Annotated in this window: 17 protein-coding genes and 1 riboswitch; of the genes, 6 read left to right on the forward strand and 11 right to left on the reverse strand. The window is 69.7% G+C overall.

From position 1 onward, the window contains the following. Positions 1-123 precede the first annotated feature (123 nt). Complete coding sequence (locus ACT3CF_RS14570) at positions 124-1,035, forward strand: DMT family transporter (RefSeq protein WP_478423952.1); 912 nt, start codon at positions 124-126, stop codon at positions 1,033-1,035. Here the strand turns inward: ACT3CF_RS14570 and ACT3CF_RS14575 are convergent. The 7 genes from ACT3CF_RS14575 to ACT3CF_RS14605 all read right to left on the reverse strand — a co-directional run bounded on the left by ACT3CF_RS14575 (position 1,032) and on the right by ACT3CF_RS14605 (position 7,908). Continuing rightward, positions 1,032-1,622, reverse strand: a complete 591-nt coding sequence (locus tag ACT3CF_RS14575; RefSeq protein WP_478423954.1) for a DUF938 domain-containing protein — start codon at positions 1,620-1,622, stop codon at positions 1,032-1,034. The genes ACT3CF_RS14570 and ACT3CF_RS14575 overlap by 4 nt on opposite strands. Further along, positions 1,619-2,122 carry a CcdC protein domain-containing protein gene (locus ACT3CF_RS14580; protein WP_478423955.1) on the reverse strand — a complete coding sequence of 168 codons (504 nt, stop codon included), beginning with the start codon at positions 2,120-2,122 and terminating at the stop codon, positions 1,619-1,621. The genes ACT3CF_RS14575 and ACT3CF_RS14580 overlap by 4 nt, the downstream gene beginning before the upstream one ends. Positions 2,123-2,269: 147 nt before the next feature. Continuing rightward, positions 2,270-3,841: an aminomethyl-transferring glycine dehydrogenase subunit GcvPB gene (gcvPB, locus tag ACT3CF_RS14585; protein ID WP_478423957.1), complete on the reverse strand. Its 1,572-nt coding sequence runs from the start codon at positions 3,839-3,841 to the stop codon at positions 2,270-2,272. Then, positions 3,838-5,196, reverse strand: a complete 1,359-nt coding sequence (gcvPA, locus tag ACT3CF_RS14590; protein ID WP_478423959.1) for an aminomethyl-transferring glycine dehydrogenase subunit GcvPA — start codon at positions 5,194-5,196, stop codon at positions 3,838-3,840. The genes gcvPB and gcvPA overlap by 4 nt, the downstream gene beginning before the upstream one ends. A 164-nt stretch (positions 5,197-5,360) precedes the next feature. Then, a complete protein-coding gene (gene gcvH / locus ACT3CF_RS14595) occupies positions 5,361-5,732 on the reverse strand; it encodes a glycine cleavage system protein GcvH (RefSeq protein WP_478423961.1) in 372 nt (123 codons plus the stop codon). A gap of 3 nt (positions 5,733-5,735) precedes the next feature. Then, positions 5,736-6,908 (reverse strand): glycine cleavage system aminomethyltransferase GcvT, encoded by a 1,173-nt coding sequence (gcvT, locus tag ACT3CF_RS14600; protein ID WP_478423963.1) that lies wholly within the window; start codon positions 6,906-6,908, stop codon positions 5,736-5,738. A 174-nt stretch (positions 6,909-7,082) separates the two neighbouring features. Further along, positions 7,083-7,175, reverse strand: a riboswitch (glycine riboswitch). Between the two features lie 94 nt (positions 7,176-7,269). Further along, positions 7,270-7,908: a hypothetical protein gene (locus ACT3CF_RS14605; RefSeq protein WP_478423964.1), complete on the reverse strand. Its 639-nt coding sequence runs from the start codon at positions 7,906-7,908 to the stop codon at positions 7,270-7,272. A 145-nt stretch (positions 7,909-8,053) separates the two neighbouring features. Here ACT3CF_RS14605 and ispH point away from each other — a divergent pair, with 145 nt between their 5' ends. The 3 genes from ispH to rnhA are packed head-to-tail and all read left to right on the forward strand — an operon-like array spanning position 8,054 to position 10,417. Beyond that, a complete protein-coding gene (gene ispH / locus ACT3CF_RS14610) occupies positions 8,054-9,007 on the forward strand; it encodes a 4-hydroxy-3-methylbut-2-enyl diphosphate reductase (RefSeq protein ID WP_478423966.1) in 954 nt (317 codons plus the stop codon). A 4-nt stretch (positions 9,008-9,011) separates the two neighbouring features. Beyond that, positions 9,012-9,980 carry a homoserine kinase gene (gene thrB / locus ACT3CF_RS14615; RefSeq protein WP_478423967.1) on the forward strand — a complete coding sequence of 323 codons (969 nt, stop codon included), beginning with the start codon at positions 9,012-9,014 and terminating at the stop codon, positions 9,978-9,980. Further along, positions 9,977-10,417: a ribonuclease HI gene (gene rnhA / locus ACT3CF_RS14620; RefSeq protein WP_478423969.1), complete on the forward strand. Its 441-nt coding sequence runs from the start codon at positions 9,977-9,979 to the stop codon at positions 10,415-10,417. The genes thrB and rnhA overlap by 4 nt, the downstream gene beginning before the upstream one ends. A gap of 87 nt (positions 10,418-10,504) precedes the next feature. Here the strand turns inward: rnhA and ACT3CF_RS14625 are convergent, their stop codons facing one another. The 4 genes from ACT3CF_RS14625 to ACT3CF_RS14640 form a co-directional block, all read right to left on the reverse strand. Further along, positions 10,505-10,720, reverse strand: coding sequence for a hypothetical protein (locus ACT3CF_RS14625; RefSeq protein ID WP_478423971.1), 216 nt, complete (start codon positions 10,718-10,720; stop codon positions 10,505-10,507). Positions 10,721-10,895: 175 nt separating this feature from the next. Then, on the reverse strand, positions 10,896-11,309 hold the full coding sequence (locus ACT3CF_RS14630; RefSeq protein ID WP_478423973.1) for an acyl-CoA thioesterase: 414 nt from the start codon (positions 11,307-11,309) through the stop codon (positions 10,896-10,898). 80 nt (positions 11,310-11,389) lie between these two features. Next, the gene (locus tag ACT3CF_RS14635; protein WP_478423975.1) at positions 11,390-12,472 is read right to left on the reverse strand and encodes an NAD(P)/FAD-dependent oxidoreductase; all 1,083 of its coding nucleotides are present in this window, start codon (positions 12,470-12,472) and stop codon (positions 11,390-11,392) included. Next, the gene (locus tag ACT3CF_RS14640; protein WP_478423977.1) at positions 12,469-13,452 is read right to left on the reverse strand and encodes an alpha/beta fold hydrolase; all 984 of its coding nucleotides are present in this window, start codon (positions 13,450-13,452) and stop codon (positions 12,469-12,471) included. Before ACT3CF_RS14640 ends, ACT3CF_RS14635 begins: the two co-directional genes overlap by 4 nt. A 51-nt stretch (positions 13,453-13,503) precedes the next feature. On the opposite strand from ACT3CF_RS14640, the gene ACT3CF_RS14645 reads away from it, so the two are divergent. Both ACT3CF_RS14645 and cpaB read left to right on the forward strand, forming a co-directional pair. Continuing rightward, positions 13,504-13,977 (forward strand): A24 family peptidase, encoded by a 474-nt coding sequence (locus ACT3CF_RS14645; protein ID WP_478423979.1) that lies wholly within the window; start codon positions 13,504-13,506, stop codon positions 13,975-13,977. Between the two features lie 57 nt (positions 13,978-14,034). Then, positions 14,035-15,063: a Flp pilus assembly protein CpaB gene (gene cpaB, locus ACT3CF_RS14650; protein WP_478423981.1), complete on the forward strand. Its 1,029-nt coding sequence runs from the start codon at positions 14,035-14,037 to the stop codon at positions 15,061-15,063. Position 15,064: the final 1 nt, after the last annotated feature.

Consider the following 15,064-nt stretch of genomic DNA (forward strand, 5'->3'; position numbering starts at 1 on the left):
GACGTTCGCAAAGAGGTGGCGCAAAGAGGTGGCGCAAAGAGGCGGCGCAAAGGGAGCGAGGCAAAGAGGGCGCGCGGCGCGCACGGGGTTGTCGCACGGGCATGGCGCGCCTAACCGGGGAGCGTGTCCCCTTCCCGTTCCGATCCGGTGATGTTCGGCATCGCGCTGCGCCTGTTCGCGATGCTGTGCATGTCGACGATGTCGGCGCTGATCAAGCTGGCCGAGGCGCGCGGCGCGACGCTGATCGAGACGATGTTCCACCGCCAGCTATGGGCGGTGCCGCTGGTGCTGACCTTCGTGGTGCTGGGACCGGGACTCGATTCGCTGCGCACGCGGCGGTTCGGCGCGCATGTGTGGCGGACCGCGGTGGGGCTGATGGGGATGGTGTTCACCTTCGGATCGGTGCTGTTGCTGCCGCTGGCCGAAGCGACGACGTTCCAGTTCACGGTGCCGATCTTTGCGACGCTGCTGGGTGCGCTGGTGCTGCGCGAGCCGACGGGGTGGCACCGCTGGGGCGCGGTGATCGTCGGGTTCCTCGGCGTGCTGATCGTCGCGCAGCCGGGAAGCGGGCATTTCCCGCTGTACGGCGCGGCCGTGGGGCTGCTCGCAGCGCTGTTCGTCGCGATCGTCGCGATCCTGCTGCGCCAGATCGGGCGGACCGAAAGCACGGGGACGACGGTGTTCTGGTTCACGACGCTGAGTCTGGTGGTGCTCGGCCCGCTCTATGTCTTTCAGGCGCAGACGCACGACGCCGGCACCTGGGCGATCCTGATCGCGATCGGGCTGGCGGGCGGGCTGGGCCAGCTGGCGCTGACCGGGGCGGTGCGGTTCGCGCCGGTATCGGCGGTGGTGCCGATGGACTATTCGAGCCTGATCTGGGGCACGCTGTACGGCTGGCTGTTCTTCGGCGCGTGGCCGACGCCCTATACGTGGCTCGGCGCGCCGGTCATCATCGCGAGCGGGCTGTATATCGTCTGGCGCGAACGCGTCCGCCAGCAACGGCACACGATGGGCGCGCTCGACACGCCCGCCTAGCGGCGGAAGACGAGGACGAGGTTGTTGGCGGGCATCGGCACGATGCGGTCGAGCCGCAGCCCCTCTGCCTCCGCAGCGACGGTCACCGCCTCGACCGAGCGAAGCCCCCATTCGGGATTGCGACCGCGCAGCGACCGGTCGAACGCCTCGTTCGATTCGGCGGTGGGCACGCCCGCTTGCCGATAGGGGCCGTAGAGGATCAGCGGCGCACCGGGATCGAGCAGCCGCCCCGCCCCCGCCATCAGCCCCAGCGTCGCCGCCCATGGGCTGATGTGCACCATATTGATGCACAGGATGGCGTCGGCGGTGACGACCGGCCAGTCGCGCGCCGCCGCGTCGAGCGCGATCGGCGGGAGCACGTTGCGCAACCCGTCGCACCAGGCGGCGATCGACCGCCGCGCATCGGCATCGGGATCGCTCGGCTGCCAGGTGGTCGCGGGATAGCGTTCGGCGAACCAGGCGCAGTGCTCGCCGGTGCCGCTGGCGATTTCGAGCACCCAGCCGGCATCGGGAAGCTCGTCGTCGAGCACGGCCGCGATCGGCTCGCGGTTGCGCGCGGTGGCGGGAGCGTGAAGGCCGGTCATCATGCCGCGCGCGCCGTCTCGAGCAGACGCCGCGCGCGCAGGTACATTTCGAGCCGCTGGACCGAGAGCAGGCCCAGCCCGAAGGCGAGCAGCAGGTCGGTGAGCGTCATCACGTCGAGATGCGCGGCCCCGCCCTCGGCCCGCGCCGCCCAGCGGACGGCGATCAGCACGACGATGAACAGCAGCGCGGCCGGCGACGTCGCCTGCGAAATCGCATGGGTGGCGGGATCGACGATGATGCGCATCATCCGCCCGCGCTGCCAGCCGAGCGCCGCACCGGCCGCGAGCGCCGCCGCACAGCCGAGCCATGCCAGCCCGTGCGGCGGCATCCGCCCGAACGCCAGCGCGACGATCACCAGGTAAAGGGCGGGAACGATCCACAGCCGCTCGATTCGCAGCGGCCGGTGCCGGCCGAGCCGACGCAGGCGGATGGCGAGCACCAGCAGGATGATCGCGCCGGCGATCGCGGAACCGATCCAGTCAGGCGAAGGGGCAGCGTGCATGGCGCGAGTTTTTCCCGCCGCGCAACGCTTTGGCAAGACCGTACCGCGTCCTGCCTTTGTCAACGCGTCCAAGCGTACAGGGCCGGACGCCCGCCGGGCGCACCGCCGCGTCCGCCATGACGGGCGGCGCGGCGATGCGGACGGGTTTTATTCGGCGGCCTGCGCGGCAGGCGCCTCACGATAGACGAGCACCGGCTTGCGTGCGGCCTGCGTCTCGTCGAGCCGGCGCCGCGGCGCGAAGTGCGGCGCGGTCTTGACCGACGGGTCGCCCGCCTTGGCGCGCGCCGCCACGGCGCGGAAGGCACCGATGAACTGATCGAGCGCGGCCTTGCTCTCGGTCTCGGTCGGTTCGACGAGCATCGCGCCATGCACCACCAGCGGGAAGTACATGGTCATCGGGTGATAGCCCTCGTCGATCAGCGCCTTGGCGATGTCGATCGTCGAGACGCCATCGGGCAGCCCCGCGTCGGAGAAGATCGCCTCGTGCATGCACGGCCCCGAAGCGGCGAAGGGCGCTTCGAGCACATCCTCCATCGAGCGCAGCACATAATTGGCGTTGAGCACCGCATCCTCGGCGACCTGACGCAGCCCGTCGGCGCCATGGCTGAGGATGTAGGTCAGCGCCCGGCTGAACATGCCCATCTGGCCATGGAACGCCGTCATGCGGCCGAAGCTGGCGGCATGATGCTCACCCGCATTCTCTTCCTCGACGAGGACATAGCGATCGCCACGCTTGTCGACGAAGGGGAGCGGCGCATAGGGCGTCAGCGCCGCCGAAAAGACCACCGGGCCCGAACCGGGACCGCCGCCGCCATGCGGCGTCGAGAAGGTCTTGTGGAGGTTGATGTGCATCGCGTCGACGCCGAGATCGCCCGGGCGGACGCGCCCGACGATCGCGTTGAAATTGGCGCCGTCGCAATAGACATAGCCGCCCGCCGCATGGACCGCGTCCGAAATCGCCTTGAGATCGGGTTCGAACAGGCCGCAGGTATTGGGATTGGTGATCATCACCCCCGCCACGTCCGGCCCCAGCCGCGCCTTGAGCGCCGCCAGATCGACGCGGCCGGCGGCGGTCGCCGGGATATTTTCGACGCTGAACCCGGCAAAGGCGGCGGTCGCCGGGTTGGTGCCGTGCGCGCTTTCGGGGACGAGCATGACGCGGCGCCCGCTCTCGCCCTTGGCATCGAGCGCGGCGCGGATCGCGAGGACGCCGCACAGCTCGCCATGCGCGCCCGCCTTCGGGCTCATCGCAACCGAGTGCATGCCGGTGAGCGTCACCAGCCAGTGCGCCAGTTCGTGGATCAGCTGGAACGCGCCCTGCACGGTATCGACCGGCTGAAGCGGATGGATGTCGGCAAAGCCGGGGAGCCGCGCCATCCGCTCGTTGAGGCGCGGATTGTGCTTCATCGTGCACGAACCGAGCGGGAAGACGCCGAGGTCGATGCCGTAGTTCTGACGGCTGAGCCGCGTGTAGTGGCGCACCGCCTCGGGCTCGGACAGGCCGGGCAGGCCGATCGGCGCGGTGCGGACGAGGCCGTCGAGCCGCGACTTGCCCGCCGGCGCGTCGGCAAAGTCGACGCCGGTGGTGTCGGCCGAGCCGATTTCGAAAATCAGCGGCTCCTCGAGCATCAGCGCGCGATTGCCGGTGAAGGTCGCAACGTCGCCTTCGCCCGCCTGCGGCGCGGTGGGCCGCCAGCCCGACTGGTTGACCGTGCTCATGCCAGCACCTCCTCGAGCGCGGAGGCAAGCGTTTCGACGTCCTCCTCCGTGGTGGTTTCGGTAACGGCCACGACCAGGCCGTTCTGCAGATCGGTCGCACCCGGATAGAGGCGACCCAGCGACACGCCCGCCAGAATGTTGCGATCGGCAAGCTGGCGCACGACGGGGCGCGCCTCCTTCGACAGCCGGAGCGTGAATTCGTTGAAGAAGCGCGGCGTGACGAGTTCGACGCCCTTCACCTCGGCCAGCCGGTCGGCAGCGGCGCCGGCGCCGACATGGTTGAGCTCGGCGAGCTGGCGGAGCCCCTTTTCACCCAGCAGCGTCATGTGGATCGACATGGCGAGCGCGCACAGCACCGAGCTGGTGCAGATGTTCGACGTCGCCTTTTCGCGGCGGATATGCTGTTCGCGCGTCGACAGCGTCAGCACGAAGCCGCGCTTGCCGGTGGCGTCGACCGTCTCGCCGCACAGGCGGCCCGGCATCTGGCGCACCAGCTTTTCCGAGCAGGCGAACAGGCCGACATAGGGGCCGCCGAACTGAAGGCCGACGCCGAGCGACTGCCCCTCGCCGACGACGATGTCGGCGCCCATCTCGCCGGGCGACTTGAGCAGGCCCAGCGCGACCGGCTCGGTGACGACGGCGATCAGCAGCACCTTCTTGGCGTGGCAGGCATCGGCGAGCGCCGACAGATCCTCGACCCGGCCCAGAATGTCCGGATACTGGACGACGACGCACGAGGTTTCGTCGTCGATCGCGTTGATGAGATCGAGCGTATCGGGCTCGGGCGACAGGTCGGGCAGCCGGGTGTCGAGCACCTCGCCGGTGAACTTCGCCATCGTCCGGGCGACCGAGACATAATGCGGATGGAGCCCGCCCGACAGGATCGCCTTGCCGCGCCGGGTGACGCGGCGCGCCATCGAGATCGCCTCCCAGCACGCGGTCGAGCCGTCATACATCGACGCATTGGCGATGTCGCAGCCGAGCAGCCGCGCGATCTGCGTCTGGAACTCGAACATCACCTGGAGCGTGCCCTGGGCGATTTCGGGCTGATAGGGAGTGTAGGCGGTGAGGAACTCGCCGCGCTGGATCAGGTGATCGACGCTGGCGGGAACATGGTGGCGATAGGCGCCGGCGCCGAGGAAGAAGGGCAGCTCGCCGGCAACCAGGTTGCGGCGGGCCAGCGCGGTCATGTGACGTTCGACCGCGAGTTCGCTCGCATGCGGCGGCAGCCCGGCGATCGGGCCGGCGAGGCGGGCGCTTTCGGGAACGTCGACGAAGAGATCATCGACCGTGGCGGCACCGATCTTGGCGAGCATCGCCGCACGATCGGCCGGGGTCAGGGGGAGGTAGCGCATTCTCTACTCCAGCCCCTCCCTCTCGCGGGAGGGGTGCGGGTGGGGTGAGCGGCGGCGGGAGGACAGGCTCCCGACGTCGCCCGGCGGCGGGCCGTGGCGCCGGACGGCACCTTGCGGCCCACCCCGGCGCCCGTGCCCGTCGCGGGCGAGGCGCCGGGCAAGGATCAAAGCTTGTCGACGAACGCCTGGTACTTGGCCTCGTCCATCAGGCTGTCGAGTTCCGACGGATCGGACAGCGTCAGCTTGAAGAACCAGCCCTCGCCCTCGGGGTCTTCGTTGACCAGCGCGGGGTTGTCGGCGAGCGCGGCATTGCCCTCGATCACGGTGCCGGTGACGGGCGCATAGACGTCCGACGCGGCCTTGACCGATTCGACGACGGCGGCGTCGTCGCCCTTGGTGACCTCACGGCCTTCCTCGGGCACCTCGACGAACACGATGTCGCCGAGCTGGCTCTGCGCATAGTCGGTGATGCCGACGGTCGCGACATCGCCGTCGAGTTCGATCCATTCGTGGTCTTCAGTGAAATAACGGCTCATGGGTCAGCCTCCCTTTCTGACGTAACGGTGCGGGACGAAGGGCATCGCGACGACCTCCGCCTGGTGCTGCTTGCCGCGCTGGACAAGCGTGATCCGGGTGCCCGGCACCGCCAGCGCGGCGGGCACATAGGCCATGGCGATCGGCTTTTGCACGGTGGGGGCGAAGCCGCCGCTCGTCACCTTGCCGATCGTCGCGCCGGCGGCATCGACCACCGCCGCGCCCTCGCGCACGGGCTGGCGCCCGTCGACGACCAGCCCGACGCGCTTGGTCGCGGGGCCTTCGGCACGTTCGGCGAGAATGCGCTCGGCACCGGCAAAGCCGCCCTCCTCGCGCCGGCGCTTCGACAAGGCGAAGCCGAGATCGGCGGCGATCGGCGTGGTTTCGGGATCGAGGTCGTGGCCATAGAGCGGCAGCCCCGCCTCGAGCCGCAGCGAATCGCGCGCACCGAGCCCGATCGGCTTGACCTCGGGCTGGGCGCACAGCGCCTCGGCAAAGGCCTCGGCCACGTCGCCCGGGATCGAGATTTCGAAGCCGTCCTCGCCGGTATAGCCCGAACGGCTGACCCAGACCGGATTGCCCTGCCATTCGAAGGCCGCGGCCGTCATGAACACTAGCGACGCGACGCCGGGCAGCACGCGATCGAGCGCGGCCACGGCCTCGGGCCCCTGGAGCGCGAGCAGCGCCTGTTCGTCGAGATGGTTGATGACGACCTCGTCGGGCAGGTGTTCGCGGAACACGCCCAGATCGTCCCATTTGGTCGCCCCGTTGACGACCATGTAGAAGGCGCCGCCCTCGATCTCGAACGCATTGGCGTCGGGGAGCCGCGTGACCATCAGGTCGTCGAGGATGCCGCCATTGTCGGCGAGCAGCAGCGAATAGCGCATCCGTCCCGCGCCCAGCCCCTTGATGTCGCCGGGAAGCAGCGTTTCGAGCTGCGCATCGGCATCGGCGCCGGAAAAGAGGAGCTGGCCCATGTGGCTGACGTCGAACAGCCCGGCATGGTCGCGCGTCCACAGATGCTCGGCCATGATGCCCTCGTACTGCACGGGCATTTCATAGCCGGCGAAGGGCACCATGCGGCCGCCGCGCGCGCGGTGCCAGCCGTCGAGCGGCAGCAGCTCGAGCGGCTGCTCGGTTTCGGCCGGTTCGGGCGTGGGGGTTTCGGTTGCGCTCAAGCGACGGCACTCCGTAGGCAAGGGTTGGAATCGACGGCCACGGCCCTGACGAGCCCGAAATGCCGCCGCCCCCTCTGTCACGGAACCTGAGAGCTTTCCCCCGCCGCGTCGCCGCGCGGGGTTACCCCTTCGGTGGCGCCGCCCCTGACGGACGGCTGCGCTTTCCAGAGTGTCGTGGCCCGCGCGGTCCTCGGTGCCTGAGAGATTCCGGGGCGGTTGCTCCTTCGGCGGAGGCGGTCGCCCGCCTCGCTCTCCCGCGCTTGCCCATGGCGGTCGCCCGCCATCGACGCCGAACAGCCTTGGCGGTCGCGGCCGCCGGAGTCAATCGGGGTTGCGCGCAGCCAGCCCCGCCCGCCGGGCTTCAGCGCGTGAGGTTGTACTTGAGCTGATCCTCGGTCAGCTGGAAGCCGACCAGCGCCTCAAACGTCGCCGAGAGCACCGCCTGGCGCACGCTCGGCTCGTTGAGCGGATCGACCGCGGCCGCCTCGTCGCCCGCCTTGCGCTTTTCGGTCAGGCGGCGGCGGACTTCGGCCGGAAGCGTCGCCGCCGCATGATCGACGGTCGCGACGCCTTCGGCCCTGGCCTGGGCGCGCAACGCACCCTCGGCAAAGTGCAGCGTCACCTGCGCCACGCGCTTTGCCGTCACCTGCGACCCGCCGCGCACCACGCTGACGAAATAGGGGAGCGTCACGTCGCGCGCCGGCCCCGGCTGCGATCGGCGGCCGAGCACGTCGAAGCCGATCGTCGTCGCGACCTGCGGCCCTTCCGCGTTGCAGGTCGATTCGACGTTGCTGATCGATGCGACGACGTCGATCGCATCGGCGGTGCGGCTGGTCGCGGGGTTGAACAGCGTCACGTCGCCCGTGCCGACCGGCACCGCCACGCGCGGGCACGGGGTCCGAACCGCGGTGATCCCGCCTTCGGTGATGTCACCGGCCTTGGTGCAGCCGCCGGCGGCCAGCAGGAGAATCGCGGGGATGGCGAGCTTGGCAAGCGACACGGGGCGGGCACCTTTCAGCGAAACACGGGGTATTCGGAACAATTCGGCGAAGCAAACGGGCCACCCATTTGCATGGCGGCCCGTTGCGGCGCGCACCATAGGAACCGGCTTTCGCCCGCGCAAGCAATCGCGTAGAGCCCGGACCATGGACGAAGCCCGCAAACCCGCCCTCGAGCTGCTCATCGCCGCCCCGCGCGGCTTCTGCGCCGGTGTCGATCGCGCGATCCGCATCGTCGAACTGGCGATCGAGAAATATGGCGCCCCGGTCTATGTGCGCCACGAGATCGTCCACAACAAATATGTCGTCGACACGCTGCGCGAGAAGGGCGCGGTGTTCGTCGACGAACTCGACCAGGTGCCCGACGGCGTGCCGGTGGTGTTTTCGGCGCACGGCGTCCCCAAGGTGGTGCCCGCGCGCGCCGAGGAGCGCGGCCTGTCGTATCTCGACGCGACCTGCCCGCTGGTGTCGAAGGTGCATCGCCAGGCCGAACGCCATGTCGCGGCGGGCCGGCACATCCTGTTCGTCGGCCATGCCGGCCATCCCGAGGTGATCGGCACGTTCGGCCAGGTGCCCGACGGCGCGATCACGCTGGTCGAGACGGTCGAGGACGCCGAACGCGTGACGGTGCCCGACGCCGACCAGCTCGCCTTTCTGACGCAGACGACGCTGTCGGTCGACGATACGGCCGCGGTGCTTGAAGTGCTCAAGCGACGCTTTCCGCAGATCGTGGCGCCGGGTGCGGACGACATCTGTTATGCGACGTCGAACCGCCAGGCGGCGGTGAAGGCGATCGCCGACCGCGCCCAGCTGGTGCTCGTGATCGGTGCGCCCAATTCGTCCAATTCGAAGCGGCTGGTCGAGGTCGCGAGCCGTTCGGGCGCCTGCGCGACGCTGATCCAGCGCGCCGACGACATCGACTTCGCCTGGTTCGACGGCGTGACGAGCGTGGGGATCACCGCCGGCGCTTCGGCCCCCGAACTGCTGGTGCGCGAGGTCGTCGACCGGCTGGCGACGCGCTTCGACGTGCGCGAGGAAGCGGTGGCGACGATCGAGGAAAACGTGACCTTCAAGCTGCCGCGCGGCCTGGAAGCCGCCTGAGCGCATGGCGGTTTACACGCAGGTTTCGGCCGAGGCGCTCTCGGCCTTTCTCGCACGCTTCGACGTCGGCGAACTCGTTTCGGCCAAGGGGATCGCCGAGGGGGTCGAGAACAGCAACTATCTGGTCGACACGACCAGGAGCCGCTTCATCCTGACGCTGTATGAAAAGCGCGTGGCGGCGGACGACCTGCCCTATTTCATGGCGCTGCTCGACCACCTGGCGTCGCACGGGCTGCCGGTGCCCCCCGCGGTGCCCGATCGCGACGGTCGGCTGATCCACGAGCTGGAGGGGCGCCCGGCGTGCCTGATCCAGTTCCTGTCGGGCGTTTCGGTGTCGCACCCCACCCCGCCGCAGGCGCAGGCCGCAGGCGCCGCGCTGGGGCGGATGCACCGCGCGGTCGCCGATTTCCCGCTCGACCGGCCGAATTCGATGGGTTTCGACACCTGGCAGCCGCTGTTCGAGCGGTGCGGCACGAGCCTGAACGAGATCGCCCCCGGCCTCTATGACGATATCGGCACGGCGCTCGACCGGCTGGCCGCGCGCTGGGACCGCGACGGGCTCGACCGCTGCGCGATCCATGCCGACCTGTTCCCCGACAACGTCCTGATGCTGGGCGAGCGGGTGACGGGGCTGATCGACTTCTATTTCGCGTGCACCGACATCCGCCTCTATGACCTGGCGGTGGCGCACACCGCCTGGGCGTTCGACCCGACCGGCCGCCGGTTCGACGCGGCGGTGGGCGATGCGCTGATCGAAGGCTATTCCCGGCACTATCCGTTGCGCGAGGCCGAGCGGGCGGCATTCGGCGGCCTGGCGGCGGGATCGTGCATCCGCTTCACGCTGTCGCGCGCCTGGGACTGGCTGAACACCCCCGCCGACGCGCTGGTGACGCGCAAGGATCCGCTGGCCTTCTGGCGGCGGCTGAAGGTGTATGACGCCGATCTGGCCGCGCGGCTGGGGACGCTGACATGAGCGAATTGCCGCATGTCGAGATCGCGACCGACGGCGCGTGCAAGGGCAATCCCGGGCGCGGCGGCTGGGGCGTCGTGCTGCGCATGGGCACGACCGAAAAGGAGCTTTCGGGCGGCGAGGCGCACACGACCAACAACCGCATGGAACTGATGGCGGCGATCGAGGGGCTGCGGGCGCTCAAGCGGCCGTGCCGCGTGACGCTGTCCACCGACAGCCGCTACGTCATGGACGGGCTGACCAAGTGGATCCATGGCTGGCTGAAAAACGGCTGGAAAACCGCCGACAAGAAGCCGGTGAAGAATGCCGAGCTGTGGCAGGAACTGCTTGCCGCCGCCAAGCCGCATCGCGTCGAATGGCAATGGGTGAAGGGCCATGCCGGCCATCCCGACAACGAGCGGGCGGACCGGCTGGCGAGCGACGCGGCGCTGCGGTTCTAGAGCGTTTCACGCTGGGCGAAGACGCTCCGGATTCGGGATTGCCGCATTTTCCAGGTCGCCGGCCGTAACGGCCGACGCGAAAATGCCCTAGTCGCCGACGCGCGCGGGGGCGGCGGCGAGCGCGGTGAGGAATTCCTCGACCGTCGAGCCGATCACGACCTCATGATCCTTGTCGAAAGCGATCACGCCGACATGGTCGCCGGCGAATTCGATCGTCGAAACGGTGCGTACCGCGGCAAGATTGACCACGATCGGCTCCCCGTTGATAGCCTTCAACACGACGAACCGGGGCTTTTCATTCATGACGCTTCTTGCTCCACAACGACACCGGCGGCACGCAGCCACCATTCGAGTCATTTAGGAGATTGGCGGCCGCGGGCGCGGATCGGCGGGCAAGATTTTGAAGGAAACCCGCCCCAATGGCAGGACAGATCGCGCATTTTCGCGCAAAAAACCGCCATTGGCGCGATTTTGCCGCCTATTCGGCGTCGTTGCGGACGAAAAACCGGTCGATCACGCTCTGCGCGAGACGTGCCGGTCGACGGGTCGCCGCATCGAGGCAGCACCAGCTCGACTTGACCTCGGCCAGCACTTCGGAGCCGCGCTTGATGACCGTTTCGTAGAAGGCGCGCGCGCCCTGCACCTTTTCGAGCAGCACCGTCGCGACGACATCGTCCTCGAGAAAGGCGGGGCGGCGATAGGTGATCTCGTGCTTGAGCGCGACCCAGAGATGCTCGGTCACCGCATCGGCGGGCGCGAGCCGCTGCCAGTGGCTGATGACCGCCGCCTGCACCCATTTCAGATAGCTGGCGTTGTTCACATGACCCATGAAGTCGATATCCTCACGGGCAACATTCACGGGAAAATCGAACGGAACCGCCTGACGTGCCATAACGCAAGGATAGCACCGCGCCGGCGCGAAAGCGATGCTGCACCTGCAAAAAATCGACGGGGCGCCCCGCGCCCGCGCCTTCAGAAGCGCGACGGCGCGTAACGCGCGGGATCGACACCGTGCGGCACCGCGACGCGGGCGTCGCCGAGGATCATCGCCGCCGCCAGCCGCGCCGCCGCCGGCGCGGTCTGGATGCCGAAGCCGCCCTGCCCCGCGCACCAGAAGAAGCCCGGCCGCGCCGAGTCGAAGCCATAGACGGGCAGCCGGTCGGGCGCGAAGCTGCGCAGCCCCGCCCATTTGTGCTCGACCGCGGCGACACCCCAGTCGACGACATGCTCGAACCGGTCGATCGCGGTGGCGACGTCGATCAGTTCGGGCTGGGCGTCGCACGGATCGCTGGGGATCTCGTCATGCGGGCTGAGCCACAGCCGCCCGCCGCCCTCGCGCTTGAAATAGAAGGTGCCGCCGATATGCGCGACGTGCGGCAGCCCCGCCGGCGCGAGCGGATCGGGCCGGAGCTGGACCATCGTGCGGCGATAGGGCTGGATGCCGATCGGCGCGACGCCCGCGCGTTCGGCGACGACATCGGCCCACGCCCCCGCCGCATCGACGAGCAGCCCCGCGGCGAAATCGCCCGCGCGCGTCGCGATCCGCCAGCCGTCGGCGCCCCATTCGGCCGCGTGCAGCTCTGCCGAGACCTGGAGCACCGCCCCCGCCCGGCGCGCCGCGGCAAGGAAGGCGCCGTGGAGCGCGGCGACGTCGATATAGGCGCAGCTCGATTCGAGCACCGCAAGCGTCCAGTCGGGGCGCAGCCCCGGCACCATCGTCGCCGGGTCGACGGGCGCGAGCGGCACCCCCGTGCCTTCGAACTCGCGCAGGAACGCCTCGATCGCGGGCGCCTCGTCGGCGCGGCCGATATGGAGCGAGCCGAGCGGTTCGAGGAAGCCCCCGTCGCGCAGGAACGCGCCCGACGCGCTGGTGAGCGGCTGAACCCCCGGCCCGCCATAGGTTTCGGACCAATAGGCCGCCGACCGCCCGGTCGCGTGATAGCCGGGGCGATCCTCTGCCTCGAGCAGCAGCACGCGCGCGTGCGGCGCAAGCTCGGCCGCAAGCCCGGCGCCGGCGATCCCGGCGCCCACAATGGCAATGTCGTAACGATTCATCGGTCTTCTGCGCTGGCCTCGGCCGCAAGGAACTGGTCGATCGCACCAAGCGCCCGCAGGCGCACGGGGTCAACCTCCCGCAGGATTTCGTGCGCGCTTTCGCGGCCGAATGCCTCGACCCGCGCGTGCGGCAACCGCGCCGCGACGCGCCGCGCGACTCGCGGATCGACGAGCCCGTCGGCATCGGCGACGAGCATCAGCAGCGGCGTCGCCAGCGCCGCGAGCCGCGGATCGCGTTCGAGCCGGCGCATCGAGGCGAACGCCTCGGCCAGCCAGTGCCAGCTCGGCGGGCCGGTGAGCGTTTCGGGCTGGGCCGCCTGCCACCACAGCTCGTCGGCATAGCGATCGGCATCGTGCGTGAGCAGGTCGGCGCGCGTTTCGGTGGTGTAGGGCTTTTCATTGCCGCGCCAGGCGGGCCGCGCGGGATCGCCGAGCGCCCCCATGAGCCGCGCGGCGCGTTCGGACAGCGCGCCCAGCGGGCTGCGCACCCCCAGCATCGGCGCGATCAGCACCGCGGCATCGGCGTCGATCGCGCCTTCGACCAGCGCGCGCAACACGAGATGCCCGCCCATCGAATGTCCCATCACCACGCGCGGCCCCGCCGAGTCGGCGCGCCATTCGGCATGGAAGGCGGCGAGATCGTCGATGAACGTCTCGAACCGGTCGATATGGCCGCATTGCGGATGCGGCGTGAGTCGCCCCGACCCGCCCTGGCCGCGCCAGTCGAACGCGCGGATCGACCAGCCCTGGCGGTGCCAGTGGCCGAACGCCTCAAGATATTTCTCGAACACGTCGCCGCGCCCGGTCTGGAACAGGATGCTGCCGCGCGGGGCGGCGCCCCCGGCCCCGCCTCCGGCCCCGGCCCCGTCTCCGGCGGCGGGCCAGTCGAAGCTGCGCAGCGCCCAGCCGTCGCGCGCGGGCCAGCGGGAGACGCGCGCACCCGCAGGGATGGCGCGGCGGTCGATCGAGGGAGCTGCCATAGGGCCATGGTTACGTTTTGCTAAGCCGCAGCGTCTAGGCGTTAACCGCAAATGGCGGGAACAATCGGCACCTTTTTGCTCATCGGGCTCGCGATCCTGCTGATTTCCGCAGGAATCGAGGACGTGCGCACGCGCGAGATCGCCAACTGGAAGAATGCCGCGATCGCGCTGGCCGCCCCGCTGTGGTGGTGGTCGCAGGGCATGGCCTGGTGGCCCGACGCGGCGATCCAGATCGGCATCGCCGGAATCGTGTTCGCGCTGTTCGTCGGCGCGTTCGCGCTGGGCCAGATGGGCGGCGGCGACGTCAAGCTGATCGGCGCGCTGGCGCTGTGGCTGCCGTTGCAGCCGCTGATCGCGATGCTGACCGCGATGGCGCTGCTGGGCGGCGTGCTGACGCTGGCGATGGTGGGGGCGCGGCTGGTGCGCCGCCGGCCGCTCGCCGGAATCGAAATCCCCTACGGCGTCGCCATCACGCTGGCGGCGCTGATCGTCCTCCACGAACCGATTCTTAACCGATTCCCGTGATGCTTAATGCCGAAGCAACCAGCCGGCATATCGCACATATAGAAGGCCCGTAGCGCAATGGATGCACGCAAGCTCATTCTGCTGGTCGGCGCGTTGATCGTCGCGGCGATCACCGCGTTCATGGCCCGCAGCCTGGTGGTCGGCACGCCGACCCCGGTCGCGGGTGCCGTACCGGCAGGCGTGGCCCAGCCGCAGAACACCACCGAAGTCCTGGTCGCGACTCGCGCGCTGCCGGTGGGGACGATCCTCGACGCACAGGCGGTGAAGTTCGTCGCCTGGCCGCGCGAGCTGGTCGAGGGCGCCTATTACGTCAAGGGCCAGAGCGATCCCGCCAAGCTGCAGGGCACGGTGGTGCGTTACGCCATCCCGGCCGGCCAGCCGATCACGCAGGGCGCGCTCGTCAAGCCGGGCGACCGCGGTTTCCTGGCGGCGGCGCTGGGACCGGGGATGCGCGCGGTGACGGTGCCGGTTTCGGCGCAGAGCGCGGTGGCCGGTTTCGTGTTTCCGGGCGACCGCGTCGACCTGATCCTGACGCAGAGCGTCACGGGCGGCGGCGACGGCCCGCCGTTGAAGGCATCGGAGACGATCCTGCGCAACCTGCGCGTGCTGGCGACCGACCAGCGCACCGACAAGCAGACCGACGACAAGGGCAACACCGTCGTCAACACCTATTCGACCGTGACCGTCGAGGCGACGCCCAAGATCGCCGAGAAGATCGCGGTGGCGCAGACCGTGGGCCAGATCTCGCTCTCGCTGCGCTCGATCGCCGACAATGCCGGCGACCTGGAGGACGCGATCGCGAGCGGCCAGGTGCAGGTGCCCGCCGACCCCAGGAAGGAAAAGGCGATGCTGACGCGCATGGGCTCGCGCCCGCAGGACGGCGGATCGACCTTTGCCACCGGCGCCGACGTGTCGCGTTTCCAGCGCAGCACGGTGCCGGCCAAGACCGCCGCCGCGCCCGCCGCGCCGGGCGCACCCGCCGCGGGACCGGCCTTTCCGGGTGCCGCGCCCGTCCATCGCGGCCCGACGGTGATCGTCGCGCGCGGCAACAGCGTGACCGAAGTCGCGCTTGGGGGGAAGAACTGAG

This window comes from Sphingomonas chlorellae (assembly GCF_056485145.1).